Source organism: Candidatus Nitrososphaera sp. 86-2 (assembly GCF_056726185.1).
The window spans coordinates 43,777-57,511 of record NZ_JBWZON010000001.1 but is presented as its reverse complement, the minus strand read 5'-3'; the positions used below and the strand labels follow the sequence as shown (position 1 = coordinate 57,511).

Sequence of the window (13,735 nt, the reverse complement as noted above, 5' to 3'; positions counted from 1 at the left end):
ATATGTCAAACGATAGAACGCAATAAAACCGAGTCGCGCGGTCATGAAATAGAGAGGGTGTGCTAGATTTTTGGATAAACCCATCATATGGTACCTTGTGACAGGATTGGTTATGGGAGTTACCCTGAGCATGATTTTTGTCTTTATTTTTCAAACCAGTTTCATATCTGGAGCTCAGGTGCAGCAACAAGGACAGCAGAAAAATGGTAACTCGCTACCGGTCTCATCAGCGTATATTTCTGCAAATGATGTCTACCCAAAAGCACAGAATCCAAATCCCCAACATAGAGAATATACTCTAATTGCTCAAAATGCGGAGATCGAAGTAGCCAAGGGTGTAAAAGCAAAGGTCTGGACGTACAATGGAACGGTTCCGGCACCCACACTGAGATTTAATGAAGGCGACAGCGTTACAGTAAAGTTCATCAACAAAACTCCATACTCCCATACAATACACTTTCACGGTTCTCACAATTCAGCTAACGACGGCGTAATTCCTCAAGTATTGCCGGGGCAGCAATACACCTACAATTTCACAGCAGAGGAGGCGGGTCTGTTCATGTACCATTGCCATGCATTTCCTACAACACAGCATGTCAGAATGGGAATGTATGGAGCCATGATTATTGATCCTGTTGACCACCCTATGCAACCTGCAAGGGAATACTTGTTTGTCCTAAGCGAGCTTGATCCTAACAATGCTCTTGCAAACTTTACCCAATTCTACCCCATTAATGGCTATGCAGACCAGTACATGGAGGAGCCTATCCGCGTAGTAAAGAACGAAACCGCCAGATTCTACGTCATAGGAATCGGGGGCGTTCTTCAGTCACCCTTCCACATTCACAGTACATTGTTCAAGGTATGGCAGTCAGGAATACTGTGGAATGCTCCACACTGGGCACAGACGCATCTTGTTGCTAACGGCGACACGGCGATAATTGAAGCTAAATGGAGCGAGCCGGGTAGATACCTCTTTCATGTTCATGGAATACAGGAAGAGCGAGGCTCAATGGCATTTCTAGACGTTCTAGATAATGATACTTTGGTGAAACCAAATGAAAAACCAAGCAACATGCAGGGCAGCAAATCAATGATTGAATGGCAGCAGGACCACTTGCGAAATCTCGAAATGCCAAAGCTGACTCAATATGACAACCTCGGTCAGGCGTCAGTGCCAGATAACATGCATGCGGGTCATGCCGAGAGCGGTCAGGATAATACTGAAAACATGACTGCCGTCAAGACAGATGCCGTAACTATTGTAAAAGGCTCCTCCAGTCCTGATGTCACAAACCCGTTTTCACCCCCGGCCATAAGCGTCAAAGAGGGCACCGCTGTTACGTGGACAAACGAAGACAACGCTATGCATACGGTTACTGAAGTTAACAACAAATTTGACTCAGGTTTTTTGAATGCGGGAGCAAAGTGGCAGCATACATTTGGAGAAGAGGGCAAGTCAGATTACTATTGTATGCTTCATCCGTGGATGAAGGGAACGGTATTTGTTGAGTGAACGCATCTTCTTTTCCCTTAGGACATCGAGCAACCAAAAGGGAACGGCAAGGTGGAGATCAGGAAGTAAAGTGAGTACGAATCCAACGGCAAGGTAGTGTTGCGTCAAAAGCCAAGACATAAGCTAGTTGCGAAAAAAGCCGTCAAGAGAAACTTTGCACAATAGCTAAATACTTTGGCATTGAACCCACAAACATGGAAAGGCAATGCTGGACCTATTAGCTAACAAAGGCCTTTTGTCATGCCACCACAATCGAGTTTTGGGGGCTTCTCCAGAAGTCATTAACGGAACGGAAAAAACGCTGAACCCATTTTCCTACTATACTTAAATCCCACTGGCCCCATTCCTTTTAACGGTTCTTGAATTGGACTCAACCATGGAAGAGATGAGAAAGAGTTAGAGCTCACAATCGCTCAAATAGCGAGCCAAAAAATGACTGCGCAGATTGCCTCAATAGCTAGAGGCAGCCCGGACTTACCAAGTATAGTATTACATACTTACTAGGTCAGATATTGCTACTGACTTTAAATATCATCGTTTCCATAATGACACTATGGCTAGGAATCTGTCAGCAAATAAGATTGAAGTCGGAATTGACAGTTTTGCAGCAGCATTTGATGATGCCAGCAAGGGAATCAGTCAGGCTGAGCGTTTGCAGGACTTGGTAAAGCTAATTGAACACGCCGATCGGGTCGGGTTGGATGTATTTGGTATTGGCGAGCACCACCGCAGAGAATTTCTCGATTCGGCCCCTGCTGTCATACTGGCAGCAGCGGCCGCAAGGACAAATCGCATCCGCCTCACAAGTGCCGTAACAGTGCTGAGTGCAGCCGATCCAGTCAGGGCGTTCCAGGAATTCGCGACTCTGGATCTTTTGTCAAAGGGCCGGGCAGAGATGGTTGTGGGCCGCGGCTCGTTCATCGAAGCATTTCCTCTGTTTGGCCTTCGACTGGAAGATTACGACTCGCTATTCGCAGAAAGGCTTGAACTGTTGCTGAAAATCCGTGATAACGAGCATGTCCGATGGTCCGGAGAATTCCGGCCTGCGCTGACCGGACAGGGAGTCTATCCGAGGCCCCTGCAGAATCCATTGCCGATCTGGCTAGGCGTTGGCGGAACACCGGAATCATTCGTCCGGGCCGGCACACTCGGACTGCCATTGATGGTTGCAGTAATAGGCGGCGAAACGCAGCGCTTCCGGCCACTTGTTGACCTGTACAGGGAGGCTGGAAGAAGGGCAGGGCATTCGCCGGATCAATTAAAGGTGGGCCTACATTCACTGGGCTATGTCGCAGAGACGACGCAACAGGCAGCCAGCGACTTTTATCCCGGCTACATGCGGGCCATGAACAAAATCGGCAAGGAGCGCGGATGGCGTTCGATAACTCGCGCAGAATATGATATGCAGCGTGGCCCACAAGGGGCACTGATAATCGGCGATCCTGATGAAGTGGTCGAAAAAATAATTCGACATAGCAAGGCACTTGGCGGCATATCCCGCGTCACTTTTCAGATGGATCCGGGTTCATTATCTCAGGAAAGGATGGTGCGGGCAATCGAGCTGCTAGGCGAGCGCGTCGCTCCTGCACTACGTGAAATAGAGGTTGACACAAAATGACAGAAGAACAGAGCGAGCTTGGCACAGGCACACTTGGCATAGACGAGCCAACTGCCAGAGAGATGATGGGCTACTACAAGATCAGCCATGACGAGTTTGTAAAGTATGTCAAGAACTTGGGGATTGATCACGATGATTAGGCAGAAAGGTGACAACAACCTGAAAATAGCAATCATCCAAGTATGCGACATGGCAGGGTTGCGTATTGGCTGCAAAAGTAATAATCCGCCCGCTCTTTGGTTCTCCGGGAACAGACACCCCTTGGGGAGCAATCGCTTTTAAGTCATTTGCCACAGGCAAGATATGAGTACCAAAAAAATATTCGTAAACCTGCCGGTCAAAGACCTCAAAAAGACGATGGAGTTCTTTGGCAACCTGGGGTTCGGGTTCAACCCGATGTTCACCGACGAAAACGCCGCCTGCATGGTGATAAGCGAGGACATTTACGCCATGCTGCTGACGGAAAAATTCTTCAAGGGCTTTATACCGGGCAGAGAGATCTGCGATTCCCGCAAGAGCACCGAGGCGTTAGTTGCGGTGTCCCTTGAAAGCCGCGCCAAAGTCGACGAGATGATCAAGAAGGCAGTGGCGGCCGGAGGCTCGGAATACAGAGAAACGCAAGACTATGGCTGGATGTACGGCCGCGCCTTTCAGGACATAAACGGGCACATCTGGGAGCCTTTTTACGCAAACATGGATGCCCTGCCGGAGGAAATGAAGAACAAGAAGTGATGCCGTGAAAAAATGGACTTGGCTGCCGGAACGACGCGGTGCGATTCATCCAGAATTACCAGAGCGCCCTTCCAGCAGTAGCCGGTCTATGCAGCGCACAAACTCTCCCAGTTCCTTGGGAGGCAGCCTCATCTTTCTGAATTCATCCACGTTTACCCCGCGTTTTTCAAGCTTCTCGTACAGCTCTTCTTCGACGTTTTCACGCTTCATTCTGCGTGCCCGCTCCTTTCAGGGGAATAAAGGCCACGTCTCTTTTCCGGCAGGCAGGACAAGAAGAAAAGCTGGAAGGTGTTGCAATTGCAAATACAGAAGCAGTCCAGAAACACGACTTGCAAAGGACGAAAAATAATTCGTGAGCAGCACTTGCGCCTGCTAGCACCCCTTTTATCCTGGAGCCGCCGTCATGTTCTTCTCTCAAGTTCAATATCAAGACCATCCGCGCACAGAGACACCCAAACACAAAGCCGGCCCCAGCTCATCAATACATACACACACATTCTCTTTAACTGGTGAGATGGGGCGGTGGCTTGCCTTCGGGGGTATATGCAAGTTTTTTGTTACAAAGCCTTGCTATAAGCAGCTTGAGTACATTGTGTACTATGTGTACGTGCCTGATATATCAGGCTCCGGATCAGGGAATTATTGCCAATATCGCATTGTATGAGTCTTTCGCGCTTTTATAATAATGATGTTCTAGTATTCGAGTAAGCATACAGTTTACGTAATTTATTAACTGTATTTTTGCAAGAAAAATAGGATAGTAACTAATTTTTCCAAAATGATAAAAAGGCCGGACAGTTCCTTCATCAGTCAACGAAACTTGACTCACCCGACTGAAGCCGCCACATTCAGGTTCGAAAAAATAGTGCTTGACCAGCTCAGACTGGAGGCCGAGCAAAAACGGATAAACCTCAACACGCTGCTCAACCAGATCGTAAAATCACATGTAGAATGGCACGCAAATGCCGCAAGAGCCGGAATGGTGCCGGTGCGCAGGAAACTGGTCAAAAAGTTGTTTGAGCCATTGACCAAGGAGCAAATAGACGCGATAGCGGCTGATGTCTCAAGAGGCATGACGGACGACCTGATGATGATAATGCCGAGCAAGCGCACAGAAGAATCGATTTTTGAGCTCCTGGAGAGATGGATAAGGGTTTGCGGCTTTAACTATCACCACAAGATAAACGACATCGAGCGCGTCTTTGTAATCCAGCATGACATGGGAGGCAAGTGGTCCCAGTATCTGGGCCGGCTTTTTGAGCACGTGTCGTCTGACTTTATGAACGCCAAGCCCGAGACAGAGATCACGGAAAATGCGCTTTACATCAGGATCAAAAGAGAGCGGTCTAGTGCATCTTCTTTCTCTTTTTAATAGTCTGATCAATCAAAGAGGAAGGTGTTTAATATTTTGCCAGAGATAACTTATTTGCATGGCGGGCAAGGATAACGATGATAGCGGCATAATGGACATTTTGGATACGCCGGATGTCGCGGTCTGGGCAAAGGGAATCAGCAAAAAAGGCACGGACGTGCCTTCAGACAGGGTCAGAGAGCCGTCAAAGATTGCTTCAATGACGCTCCACACCAGAACAAAGAAAGGAGAATCATTGATGGTCGACCCGGCTAACAAGCAAGAAATGGCAAAAGTAGCAGCCGCGCACGCCCCTTTGACTGACGAGTCTGAATATGCCAAGCAAGAATAAAAAGACGATAATAAAATTCCACGGCCAAGAAGTAGAGGACGTGGTTGTGCTTTATTTAAAAGCGCGCGATAATCAGGGCGATGATGCAACGACAACAACTATTATCGAAGAATTTGATGCGGCAAAAGACCCGCAGGTCTGCGAAACCGTCAACGTCCAGGTTGTGTCAGAGTTTGTGACAATCACGTTCTACAAAGACGAAAAGGCCAATTCTATCGTGCGGCGGGAGTTGATCCCCGTCCACAGGGTGGAACACATCTGGGTCAGGGATCTGCAGACCTAGCATGCAAAAAATGCGTGGCAATTTATTTTCCTGGTTTGCGCCCTCTGTGCTGCAGGACACACCTTGTCACATCTCGCCTTCTTCCTCTTCTTCCTCATCAAGGTCGAACTGCTCGGCGTCCTGCAGCTCGTCGTTTTCCTCCTTCATTTCTTCCCTTTCAGCTTCTTTGTTGCTGCTGCTCATATATTCAGCATAGAGAGACGCAGAGCACGTAATTACGCAATACGGAAGATGGTGCTGCGAGTTTGCAGTACGAGTTTTTTCAGGACTCTTTGTCTTCTTATGCCGCCGCCAGCTTTACCTGTTTGAGGCGTATCGCCCAGACGACAAGCGCCGACAGGAGCTCCCTTATTCGCTCCCGCGTGTCGTTGTCAATCAGGTTTCCCTGCGCGTCAAATTTGTCTGCAGCTCTCGGGATCATCACCTCCGGCCTATTGAGGGCGTACATGTTCAGAAAGACGAACATCTGCCTCAGGTGGTACTGCGCACGCACCGTTCCCATCATCCCCATGGAGGCGCCCATTATGGCCGCCGGCTTGCCTTCCCACGCGCTGTCTCCGTACGGCCTTGACCCCCAGTCGATGGCGTTCTTTAGGACGCCAGAGACAGAGTAGTTGTACTCGGGTGTGACAAAGAGTATAGCGTCAGCCGAGCGCACCTTGCTTTTCAGTTCCGACACCGCCTGCGGTGGCTGCATCTCAAGATCCTGGTTGAAGGGTGGTATGCCGTCAAGCTCGAAAATCTCCAGCCGCGCGTTATTGGGGACGAGCTTTTGCGCGGCGCGGAGCGCGGCGCGGTTGTACGAACCCTTTCGGAGGCTGCCCGCGATTCCAAGGATTTTCACGCTGTCGTTCATATATGCTCTCTCTGTACATCGTTAAATTATTAATGAGTTAGACCGGCTTGCGCTTGCCTGTCTGACCTAGGATATCAGCGATTGCAATCCGTACCGCCGAGATGCCCGTGCGGAAGGGGCGCGCCCCCGAGCCCGTGTCGGTGACAGGGTTTACCCATTCGTAGAAGGCCCGGGTGTTTGACTGGCTGTCGCATGAGGCAAGCATCGAGAGCAGGGCGTGACATTCGTCTGCCCTGCCGAGCCGGCTCCTTGCGAGCATCTCTATACCCGTAGTCCACGGCCAGAAGGTGTGGTTGTGGTACTGGTTTGGGTTGAGCACCCAGGGGCCGGTCCTTTCAAGGGCGGCTTCCGTCACAAGGGGCCACTTGTCCTTCCAGATTCTTGCCTTCAAGGTGTCGAGGGCGCGGTTTGCCCTACTACTGCTGCCATTGAATTCCTGCCGCCGGGCCATTATTTTTTTGTCATGGCCGGTGCTTTCCGTGACTGCCACCAGATACAGCGCAATGTCCTGCGTCAGCGCCCTGCCGCCTCTGTCCTTCTGCAGGTCCAGGTACGTGCCGTCCTTTTCCGACCACAGCCTGCCTTCCACTGCGTCCATCGCCCTTTGCGCCATCGACGCAATCCTCTTTGCTTCGTCTGCCTTGCCAAGCTCTGCAAGGAGCGACGAGAGGTTGCCAAGGGCAAGTATCCAGCACGCCTGGCTGTACACTATTTTGCCAGAACGCAGGACGGTGTCCATCCAGTCCTCGTTGTAGCCTTGCTCCAAGAGGTCGTCGCCGTCAGTGTCGCGGGACGCAAGGTAGTCCACAGCCCGAAGCATTCTGGGTACAACATATTCCGTCACTATGGAGGGGGTCGAGACCAGTGAGGACATTTTCAGTTCCGTTCCTCCTCCGGGCGCCGGCGGAAAAGAAGAAGGCGGAGTAGTCATCCCTGACTTTATGTAAGTGTCAAGGACCCACGCAGTAGTGGAGATCATTAGGGCAGTTGAGTCGATGTCAGGGTCCTTGCCGTACACCTCGGAAAAGCCGTGGAATATCGTGGTGGGCAGGGCACCCCGGAACTTTTTGTGGGCCTCCGGGCTGGCCACCTGCGGGAAGTATTGCATCTCCGGCGACCCCCTGCCATAAATCACCTTTTCGCTGTCTGCCGCCACCTGATGCGACCAGATGAAAAGTAGCTCGTGCATTACGTCTTCAAAGCGGCCCGACAGGAACCAGTCCTTCAGAATGTACGAAGCATCGCGGCACCATACGGCCGTGTAGTAGTCGCCAGGGTTCACGCCCTCTTGCACGAACTGCTCGGTAGCCTCTGCAAACGCACCGGCGTTGGCTAAAAACGAGTGCCACAGGCTGATGTGGTTGTCCATCGGAGGGACAGTTGCGTCACCCATACAAAAGTTATTTCTCACTTGCCGGGTTGAAAACCCTTTTGTGTTCGGAATGCCAATAGATTACAGTAGAGTAATAGAATTGCCAAGAAAAAGCGAGTACAGGTGCTTTGTCTGCAAGCAAAAGTTTGAGTCGCTTGGCGACATGCAGAAGCATATAGTAGTGGAGCATCTGCAAAAAGTGGGCTTTGCAAAGGAAATCGGCAACAAAAAGAAAGAAGCCCATACAGCAGCCTAGGCTGCGCGGATCTCTTCTTTTTTTACGGTATTGACTTTGGCAGGAACAGCCTCTTGTTATTATCATCATTATGCTTATGCTTCCGGGCCACCTTCAACCTCAAACGCCACTTTCAGGAGGACCCTGTACTCCACTATCTTTTCGTTCTGGACTTCCGCCTTCCAGCCACGCACGTCGATGCCTTTTACGTTGCGAATGGTCTTGGTGGCACGCTCCAGCCCGTTTTCGACCGCGTCCTCCCAGCTGGTTGGAGAGGTTGCGAGAAGTTCCGTCACCCGGATGACTGACATGAACAGCTAATGCACCTGAAAATATTAAAGACTTACAAAAACTGTGCGCAGAGCCGGTTAGTTAAGCCAGACCGGGCCTCCTGCCGGACGCTGCTCGCCGCTCGTACTGTGCTGCTGCCGCGGCAGTAGAAGTGGAGGCCGAGGCAGTAGCTGTAGTAGTAGCGGGCGCAAGCTGCTGTCTCTCGCTTATGAATTGCAAGAACCGGCTCGTGTATGCGGACAGAGAGAATCCCTTGACCGAGTCGCTTATCGCCAGCCGCTCCTTGTCTGAGACCTGCAGCGCCGCCTGGATTATGCCGGCCGCCTCTTCAAGCGAGCGGAACTGGTATTTCTGCGGCACAAACTCTGTCGGCCCTCCCGTGGCCGGCACTGCCGGCACGAGGCCGGCGGCCATTGCTTCTACCACTGAGATCCCAAAAGGCTCCTCCGGCATTGGGTGAAAATACGCTTTTGATTTTTGCATCAGCGACTGGAGCTGGCCAAGCTCCACGTTTGGCTTGATGGAGACATAGCCGGAAAGCCCATAGCCCTCCACCATATCCAACAGTTGCTCGTGGTACTTTTGGCCGCAACTGTCATCCGCCGGCATGTTGCCGGCTATCACCATCTCCTTTCCGCCTATCCCGCGCCGTTTCAGGATGCGGGCAAGCTCTATCGCGTTTTCCAGCTTTTTTGACGGGTGTATCCTGGACACTACTAGCACGCGGTCTTCCCTTGACGACGGAAAAAGCACTGCCCGACGCAGCTCGTCCACGCACACCGGAGGCGCGATGATGGCCGGCACGGTGACAGCCGGCCTGTGCGCGCCTGCTGTCTTTACCTCGTCAATGATTGCCTGGCGGCTGAATCTTGAATTTGTGATCACAAGCGAGTTTCTCAGCATGAGCAAATAGTATTCCAAAAGGCTGCGCCAGAACAGAGCGCTGTCTGCCATCCCCATGACCTCCCTGTCAAGCAGGCCCAAGTCGACAAGCCCCTGCAGGTAGTCAAGGTTGTGGCACGGCGCATAGCTTGCCACTACAGGAAAGTGGCAGTAGGTTATGCAGTTCCTGCTTGAAAAAGACGGCAGGAAATACGGCAGCACGTCGCCGTGAGTGTTTACTACCAAGTCGTACTCCCGCATGGCGCCTTCTGCGCCCGGGCGGCAGGCCAGAGTGCCCGTCTGCCAGTCAAGCTCTACCGGAAGCCGGCCAAGCGGCTTTACCTTGATGCGGTCAAATATCCTCCGGGCCCTTTCACCAAACGCCTTTTCGATCCTCGCCAGGTCCGGCGCTTTTGCAACTGTCAGGTCTACCTGCGTTTCCATTTCAAGCAGCGCCTGCAGCGTGGCAACCGCTAGCTGCTCTGCGCCGCCGCAGGGGTTCAAGTCGGCGTGTATCACGTTTACCTTCATCGTTTTTCATCTCGCCCAGGTTCACTAGGATGGCGGTGCCATCGTTGCGTTTTTGGACGCCGTGCTGCCAAGGCGCACGCGGGCCATTGGCGGCAGCGGCAGAAGAAGAACAAAGGAAGAAGGTACAGAATTGCAGATAAAATTGTCTATCACGAAATTAATAATGCTGATATAATATTAACGGGTCTCGTCAAACATGACTGCAGGATTACCTAGAAATTCTAGGTAATGACTTGTTTATGTGCCAGAGATGTTGCTCCCATTAAGGGCCGGTTCTTTTGTTGCAAGCAATCCGGCTCTTGTCCCAAGCACCCTGTCTGCAAAAGCCTTCAGATCCTTGCTCTGCTCGTACACCGAAGGATACTGCATGTCCTGAAGGACTCGCTGGCCCTCGGTTCCAGCAATCCACCGCATCAGGTCGATTACTGCCGCGTCCTTGCTTCCGCCATCGGCAAGCGCGGTTTCATTCATCATGGTGCCATTGTTGCCAACTGCGCGCTCGGGAAATGCCGCGTAGTAGAATCCGACCACGGGGTACGAGCCGTTTCCAAGCTGCCCGACGGAAATGGTGGGAGGTATAGCAAGCGCAGGATTTTCAGGGCCAGTGCCGTTGTTGTTATTGTTGACGACCAGCGCGGGGTCAACTGTCGTGCCGTTACGTACAGCCGCGCCTATCGAGTCGGCCGACGGCATGAGGTACTGCCCGTCAGAATTCTGGAGTGACGCATACGTCATCCTTGTCTGGGTGGCAAAGGCAAAATCTACATATCCTATCGAGTAGGGCGTCTGCCTGACCATGGCAGAGAGGCTATTTGCCGAGTCTGCCACCAGGCTTGATTTCGGCCATGCGATAGTGCCGTTATTGTTGTTGCTTGGGGCAGAGGCAAGATACCTTGCAAGCATGTCAGAGGCGCTTCCCGCAGGGCCTTCGTGCACGACGACTATTTTCTGGTGCGGCAGGTTTGTGCCGGGGTTGAGCGACTTGATGGCAGGGTCATCCCAGTACGTAGCGTTTCCGCTCAGGACGGAGTAGAGCGCGTCAGGGTCAAACCTCAATCCCGACGGCACGTCCGGAAGCGCAGGTATGTTGTAGACCACCACCACCGCCTGCGGGCTGACAGGCAGAAACACCGAGCCGGCGTACGTAAAGTTTCCCTTCTCCGCGACCGGCCTGCTTGCTATTGCAAGGTCTGCCGAATGGTTTGCGAGAAAGGACGTGAGATTTGGATAAAGAAGTGGTATACTGGCATCGTCTGCGCGGTCAGAGTAGTTTACGTTTACGCTGCCCAGGTTTTTTTCGCTGTTGTACTGGACAACCCACTTTTCCATAAACGGCACCGCAGAAGGCGACGACAGGGCACTGAGGGGGGTTTTTGCAACCTGCCCTCCTCCCCCGGTCCCGTTTGTCCCCATGCCGCCACCCTGCTGCGGCGGGAGGGACGCAGTCCCGCTGGTGTCAGGGGCTTTTGCACCGTTGTTTTGATATAACGTCATCGCAAGGATTGCTGCAGCGGCCGCGATAACAACGGCCAATACGGTGCCCTTTTTCCTGCTCATGATCTAGTCCGGCACCTACAAGACACATGCAAAATTATTAACGAGTTTGGTTTCTGGCGGTAGAGGAGGCTTCTATCAATTACACGACTTTTTCCTTCATTTTGCGCATGCTGCGCATGGTCATATAGTACAGGATTGACGCGCACACAAACGAGACAGGATACCACCATACTACGCCGTAAAACGAGAGGTGCAGAGGGGTCATCATGTCCTTGGGCCATTCCCCGAAAAGCACCCAGTAGAACAGGTCTTCGAGCCAAATGAAATTCACGATGTTGCCAGTGCCCCATAATAACGCCTGCTTTTTGAGCACGCGTGTAGACGAGAAGAACAGTATGTCAAAGAACGGGTTGAAGGAGATGAGGATCGCAAGTATGAACATCAGCACGTGATAAAAGTAGATCTGGCCGACGAGGTGCACGCTCAGCGGGTGCACGAGAATGCTTATTCCAAGCGGGCTCGTGAGCAGCGTGTGTTCTATCACGCCGTAGACCATTGCAAAGATGAAGGTGGAGGCGGCAGACGTAAGGTGTATGGTCCTCATGGCAAACTGCCTCCCAAATACGTCCATGTTGAACATGTCTTGCGGCTTGCCCTTCATACTACTCCATCCTTTTTTTATCTATGCCAGCTTTAGTGTTGTCTCGCTCCGTAAGACTTTGGCGGCTGTTTTGCCTGCAGGAATCTTCCAGAGTACCTTTCTAGAGATTAGCCCGCATGACTGTTTTAAATGATGAGATCTTAGTCTAGGCGTGTTTGATAATCCTTTTATCATAGTCGCCATGTTTTTCTGGCTGTCGTACGTTCCCATCGCTGCGGTATCGCTTTATCGGGTGATCCAGAACCGGAACCTGTTCGTGGAAAAGCACGAGATTGTAGAAGAAAAACGCGTAAAACATCGAGTGCACAGCGACGCCGCGATAATATTTCAGATAACGACCCGCTCGGCCACCAAGACGCACGTGGTAAGGCGTGGCATACAGTCGATAATCGACTCTGCGAAAAAGACCGACTACCGCAACTACCACATATCAATAGTGACCGATGACCCCGACGACGTCCACACGCTAAAGGGCATCAACTGCGAAGTCATAGTCGTAAACAAAAGCTTCAAGACGAACGCGATACGGAAGGGCAGGGCGCTCCAGTACGCCGTGGAGCACCGCAGGCGCGCAGGCATGAACACGGCAAAACAGTGGATATTCCACATGGACGACGAAAGCTATGTCACCACCCAGACGATAATCTCGCTTTTAAAGTCGATAGAGAACGGAAAGGAGCTCGCCTCCGAAGGGCCCATCTTTTACCCTTTGAAATTCGAGGCGGCCAACAGGGTCACCGCCATTGCGGAGTCCATCCGTCCTTTTTCCTGCTATGACTGCGTTTCGCAGATGACGAACCCGCCCCCTCTCCACATGCACGGCAGCAACCTGCTCATAAGGTCGGACATCGAGGACACGATAGAATGGAAGTTCGGGCCGACGCTTGCAGAGGACCAGATGTTTGGTTACAAGGTCTATGAAAAATACGGGCCCGGCTCGATGGGCTGGCACGGAGGCGTGCTCCTCGAACAGCCTCCCCTCAACATCAAGGACCACTTTTTCCAGAGGCGCAGGTGGGTGCTCGGCACGCTGCAGAACCTCCAGAACTTTCCCCGGTGGCACAGGTACAAGCTGATGTACAAGTCGACAATGTACTTTACCGGCTTTCTCTCTGCCGTCACTTCAACTGCCATCCTGCTGTCCAACTACATCCCTTCCCTGTTACAGTACGACACCATAGGACAGCAGATCATGTCGCTTCCAGAAAAGCTCCCAAACATCCTTTTTGCCTCGCTCACCGAGGCCCTGACAAAGGGCAGCATGGTAGAGCTTGGTGCAAGTTCCGTCCTGCTCTTTACGTCTCTGGTCTGGCTCGGGTCGTACCAGCTGGGGCTCTTTCTTAACCTAAAGTACTCAAAGATAGGCTGGAAAAAGAGGATGATATTCCACCTGCAGACGTTTCTCCTTTCTCCAATACTGGGACTGGTCGAGACCTTCCCGGCGTTCTGGGCAATGATAGAGTACAACATAAAGAAAAAGGACCCTGCGCAAAAGACCAAGGTCTATGACTTTTACGTCGTAAACAAGTAAGTGAGGGCCGACACGACGATAAATAAT

Annotated in this window: 16 protein-coding genes; 9 read left to right on the top strand and 7 right to left on the bottom strand. The window is 51.8% G+C overall.

From position 1 onward, the window contains the following. Positions 1-70: 70 nt before the first annotated feature. The 4 genes from ACYOR7_RS00375 (at position 71) to ACYOR7_RS00360 (ending at position 3,866) form a co-directional block, all read left to right on the top strand. The gene (locus ACYOR7_RS00375) at positions 71-1,516 is read left to right on the top strand and encodes a multicopper oxidase domain-containing protein (RefSeq protein ID WP_479912797.1); all 1,446 of its coding nucleotides are present in this window, start codon (positions 71-73) and stop codon (positions 1,514-1,516) included. A gap of 580 nt (positions 1,517-2,096) precedes the next feature. Beyond that, positions 2,097-3,134, top strand: a complete 1,038-nt coding sequence (locus ACYOR7_RS00370; protein ID WP_366137615.1) for an LLM class flavin-dependent oxidoreductase — start codon at positions 2,097-2,099, stop codon at positions 3,132-3,134. Then, the gene (locus tag ACYOR7_RS00365) at positions 3,131-3,274 is read left to right on the top strand and encodes a hypothetical protein (RefSeq protein WP_294805752.1); all 144 of its coding nucleotides are present in this window, start codon (positions 3,131-3,133) and stop codon (positions 3,272-3,274) included. The genes ACYOR7_RS00370 and ACYOR7_RS00365 overlap by 4 nt, the downstream gene beginning before the upstream one ends. A 163-nt stretch (positions 3,275-3,437) precedes the next feature. After that, the gene (locus tag ACYOR7_RS00360) at positions 3,438-3,866 is read left to right on the top strand and encodes a VOC family protein (protein WP_479912796.1); all 429 of its coding nucleotides are present in this window, start codon (positions 3,438-3,440) and stop codon (positions 3,864-3,866) included. Positions 3,867-3,911: 45 nt separating this feature from the next. Here the strand turns inward: ACYOR7_RS00360 and ACYOR7_RS00355 are convergent, their stop codons facing one another. Next, complete coding sequence (locus ACYOR7_RS00355) at positions 3,912-4,076, bottom strand: hypothetical protein (RefSeq protein WP_294805756.1); 165 nt, start codon at positions 4,074-4,076, stop codon at positions 3,912-3,914. A 610-nt stretch (positions 4,077-4,686) separates the two neighbouring features. Between ACYOR7_RS00355 and ACYOR7_RS00350 the strand changes: the two genes are divergently transcribed. Genes ACYOR7_RS00350 through ACYOR7_RS00340 form a run of 3 tightly spaced genes read left to right on the top strand, consistent with a single transcriptional unit; the run spans position 4,687 to position 5,852 of the window. After that, on the top strand, positions 4,687-5,238 hold the full coding sequence (locus tag ACYOR7_RS00350) for a hypothetical protein (protein ID WP_294805757.1): 552 nt from the start codon (positions 4,687-4,689) through the stop codon (positions 5,236-5,238). A gap of 58 nt (positions 5,239-5,296) precedes the next feature. Continuing rightward, on the top strand, positions 5,297-5,569 hold the full coding sequence (locus tag ACYOR7_RS00345) for a hypothetical protein (RefSeq protein ID WP_294805759.1): 273 nt from the start codon (positions 5,297-5,299) through the stop codon (positions 5,567-5,569). Continuing rightward, positions 5,553-5,852, top strand: coding sequence for a hypothetical protein (locus ACYOR7_RS00340; RefSeq protein WP_294805760.1), 300 nt, complete (start codon positions 5,553-5,555; stop codon positions 5,850-5,852). Before ACYOR7_RS00345 ends, ACYOR7_RS00340 begins: the two co-directional genes overlap by 17 nt. A 280-nt stretch (positions 5,853-6,132) precedes the next feature. Here ACYOR7_RS00340 and ACYOR7_RS00335 read toward each other — a convergent pair whose 3' ends face one another. Continuing rightward, positions 6,133-6,708: an NADPH-dependent FMN reductase gene (locus ACYOR7_RS00335; protein WP_479912795.1), complete on the bottom strand. Its 576-nt coding sequence runs from the start codon at positions 6,706-6,708 to the stop codon at positions 6,133-6,135. Positions 6,709-6,745: 37 nt separating this feature from the next. Continuing rightward, a complete protein-coding gene (locus ACYOR7_RS00330) occupies positions 6,746-8,101 on the bottom strand; it encodes a glucosidase family protein (RefSeq protein ID WP_479912794.1) in 1,356 nt (451 codons plus the stop codon). Between the two features lie 79 nt (positions 8,102-8,180). On the opposite strand from ACYOR7_RS00330, the gene ACYOR7_RS00325 reads away from it, so the two are divergent. Then, positions 8,181-8,336: a hypothetical protein gene (locus ACYOR7_RS00325; protein ID WP_294805765.1), complete on the top strand. Its 156-nt coding sequence runs from the start codon at positions 8,181-8,183 to the stop codon at positions 8,334-8,336. A gap of 74 nt (positions 8,337-8,410) precedes the next feature. Here the strand turns inward: ACYOR7_RS00325 and ACYOR7_RS00320 are convergent, their stop codons facing one another. The 4 genes from ACYOR7_RS00320 to ACYOR7_RS00305 form a co-directional block, all read right to left on the bottom strand. Further along, on the bottom strand, positions 8,411-8,626 hold the full coding sequence (locus ACYOR7_RS00320; protein ID WP_294805766.1) for a dodecin family protein: 216 nt from the start codon (positions 8,624-8,626) through the stop codon (positions 8,411-8,413). 61 nt (positions 8,627-8,687) lie between these two features. Further along, positions 8,688-10,019 (bottom strand): glycosyltransferase, encoded by a 1,332-nt coding sequence (locus ACYOR7_RS00315; RefSeq protein WP_479912793.1) that lies wholly within the window; start codon positions 10,017-10,019, stop codon positions 8,688-8,690. A gap of 237 nt (positions 10,020-10,256) precedes the next feature. Further along, the gene (locus ACYOR7_RS00310; RefSeq protein ID WP_479912792.1) at positions 10,257-11,576 is read right to left on the bottom strand and encodes a substrate-binding domain-containing protein; all 1,320 of its coding nucleotides are present in this window, start codon (positions 11,574-11,576) and stop codon (positions 10,257-10,259) included. A 79-nt stretch (positions 11,577-11,655) separates the two neighbouring features. Beyond that, positions 11,656-12,177 carry a hypothetical protein gene (locus ACYOR7_RS00305; RefSeq protein WP_294805771.1) on the bottom strand — a complete coding sequence of 174 codons (522 nt, stop codon included), beginning with the start codon at positions 12,175-12,177 and terminating at the stop codon, positions 11,656-11,658. A gap of 151 nt (positions 12,178-12,328) precedes the next feature. Here ACYOR7_RS00305 and ACYOR7_RS00300 point away from each other — a divergent pair, with 151 nt between their 5' ends. Beyond that, positions 12,329-13,708, top strand: a complete 1,380-nt coding sequence (locus tag ACYOR7_RS00300) for a glycosyltransferase family 2 protein (protein ID WP_294805772.1) — start codon at positions 12,329-12,331, stop codon at positions 13,706-13,708. The last annotated feature ends 27 nt before the right edge of the window (positions 13,709-13,735 follow it).